Genomic DNA, 2,450 nt, shown 5'->3' with positions numbered 1-2,450 from the left:
TCTTGCGGATAATTTCTCCATCCGCCGTAATCCAGTGGATTTGAAACCAGCTCTTCGAGATATCAAGCCCGATTGTCGTCATAGCCATAGCTTGTCCTCCTTGGGGTGCTCTTTCGCAGCTTATCAGGGCGGGGACCGTCCATCTCATTATGTTCGCGATGACCGGCCGTTTGGCGGCACGGATCCGCCGGCGGCCTTGTTCTAGTACTCACGCAACCGGGCTGGAGAACATCCGCAAAGCCATCTTGCCGGCTATGTGGGCCTCATGCAGGCCGATGCCTTCGATGGATATAACCAGCTCTACAAGGCTCAAAGGAAGCCGGTTCCGATCCTTGAAGCGGCCTGTTGGAGCCACGGCCGCAGAAAGTTCTTCGACCTGGCGAAATCTGGAGAGGCGCCGATTGCCGGCGAGGCCGTGCGACGCATCGATATCTTGTTCGAGATCGAGCGCACCATCAACGGCAAAACGCCGGGACGGCTTGCGGCACGTCGTGATAAGTCGAGGCCTATCGTCGCCGATCTCGAAATCTGGATGCGCCAGCAGCGAACCTTGCTTCTCATCAGGCAACGATACTGCAAGGGTGATCAACTACCTGCTCAACCGCTGGCGGCGTTCACCCGCTTCCCAGACAATGGCCGCATCTGCCTCTCGAACAACGCTGCCGAACGAGCGTTACGCGGTGTGGCTATCGGAAGACGAAATTTGACCTTCGCCGGTTCAGATGCTGGCGGCAATCGTGCAGCCGCTGTCTATACCCTGATCGAAACCTGCAAGATGAACGACGTTGATCCGCAAGCCTGGCTCGCTGACGTGTTGGCCAGGCTTCCAGATCACCCAGTCAACAGAGTCGCCGACCTGCTCCCGTGGAATTGGAAGACGACCCATCAGTCTAAAGCGGCTGCTGCCTGAGCGCCGCGGCAGACCGGCGCGCGCCTGCCCGGGGTGCTGGCCGGATGCGTACACCGCGGCTGGACCAATGAGCGCATTTGCTCCGAAGCTACCAAGGTACGGCCCGCTTCCAAGATCCTGATCGAGGTCATCCTGCGCTCGCGCCCATCCGGAACAGGGCTTCCGCTCCGCCGCCGGCATTCTTGGACTGGTCAAGCGCTACTGCGAGGAGACGACTGGGCGCTGCTGCTCAATGCCCGTTCTTACAAGTGGGTCGCCGCCATGCTCAAGAGCGCCGCCGACAAAGCCGCTCCTCGCGCCCGGGAGGCGCCCATCCTCCTCCGCGCCAACATCCGCGGCCGCAATTACCACAACTCATCAGGAGACATCGTGCTCATTCATCCGATCGTCGAGCGCCTGCGAGCTCTCGGGCTAACTGCCATGACAGATACCCTCCGAACTGCACAACAATCCCGAGGCCGCCGATATACCGCACCTCGATTGGCTCGGCCTCCGTCGATAGCGAGGTCACCTCCCGTGATAATCATCGCCTCGTAAGGCGCGTGAGCAATGCCAAGCTCCGGCAGGCTGCTACCATCGAGAATATCGACTATCGCACCGCACGTGGTCTCGATCGTTCCCTTTTTCAGACCCTCGTCACCCGCCAACGGATCCACGGGCACAACCATCTCGTCATCGTCGGTCCGACCGAGACCGGCAAGTCCTGAGCCGCTCGTGGGACCACTCCGCGCCACTCGCGGGGCCCTCCCACGGATCACTGGAACGATCTCCAAATCCTCCCACCCATCCTGAGCAAGCAGACCATTTCCAGTACACATCAACACGTGGTCTGTTCGCCCCGCAAGTGTTCACCATCGCCTGGAATCGCTGATCACCATCGGTGCAATACGCGCGCGGCGTCAAACTCGTCGTCTCCGACGCCCACGAGGGCAAGGCCACCGTCGCCAAGGTGCTCAACGCCTCCTGGCAGGGTGCCGCGCGGGGTCGTAAGAACGGCTGCAATCCGATTCTGTTCTCGTCGGCGATTCGCGAACGGCGGAGCTAACGAGATGCTAGGGCGCAAGGAGCGGGATCACTTTGAGCTCTTCATCACAGGGTTCGCTCAAAACAGCTCGTCCAGGATGAGCAAGTTCTGGGGCGGGTTGATCTTGTGCTCGATGCCAAGGAGGTTCGCCGGCACGGTCTCGAGCTGCCGATCGCCGTTGTCCTTCGACAAACGCCGGCGTCGCGGCCGCGCCCAAAAGCTTTGCAGGCGCATCAGCCGTTCGATTTGGTGCAGACCACAGTCCGCCCCATAGGCGAGCAGATCACGCCACACCCGGCGCGTACCATAGGTGCGGTCGCTCGCCGTGAAGCTGGCCTCCACCTTGCCGCCGAGCTCTTCGTCGCTGCGGGATCTAGCGCTCGGCGAGCGATTCAGCCAGGCATGGAAGCCCGACCGCGATACGCCCATTGCTTCGCATAGCCATGCCACCGGCCAGACGTTCCGGTGCTTCGCGATGAAGACGAACTTCATGTCGCTTCCTTCGCGAAGAAGGCT

The 2,450-nt window shown here is 61.1% G+C and carries 3 protein-coding genes and 2 pseudogenes; 4 read left to right on the top strand and 1 reads right to left on the bottom strand.

Annotated elements, in window-relative coordinates; genetic code table 11:
* From AC0L3B_RS38020 to AC0L3B_RS38005, 4 genes and pseudogenes are all read left to right on the top strand, one after another.
* Positions 1–205: hypothetical protein (locus AC0L3B_RS38020; protein ID WP_473382652.1), on the top strand; the 205-nt coding region annotated here is incomplete at its 5' end.
* A 12-nt stretch (positions 206–217) separates the two neighbouring features.
* Positions 218–910, top strand: a pseudogene (gene tnpC / locus AC0L3B_RS38015) (IS66 family transposase); the annotation flags it as partial.
* A gap of 542 nt (positions 911–1,452) precedes the next feature.
* A complete protein-coding gene (locus AC0L3B_RS38010) occupies positions 1,453–1,617 on the top strand; it encodes an ATP-binding protein (protein WP_473382649.1) in 165 nt (54 codons plus the stop codon).
* Positions 1,618–1,790: 173 nt separating this feature from the next.
* On the top strand, positions 1,791–1,955 hold the full coding sequence (locus tag AC0L3B_RS38005; protein ID WP_473382656.1) for a hypothetical protein: 165 nt from the start codon (positions 1,791–1,793) through the stop codon (positions 1,953–1,955).
* Between the two features lie 69 nt (positions 1,956–2,024).
* Here the strand turns inward: AC0L3B_RS38005 and AC0L3B_RS38000 are convergent.
* A pseudogene (locus AC0L3B_RS38000) lies at positions 2,025–2,450 on the bottom strand (IS3 family transposase); the annotation flags it as partial.

It is taken from the genome of Bradyrhizobium sp. Kon56, assembly GCF_055807635.1.
The sequence above is the reverse complement of the archived record's forward strand: the minus strand, read 5'-3'. Positions and strand labels throughout refer to the sequence as shown.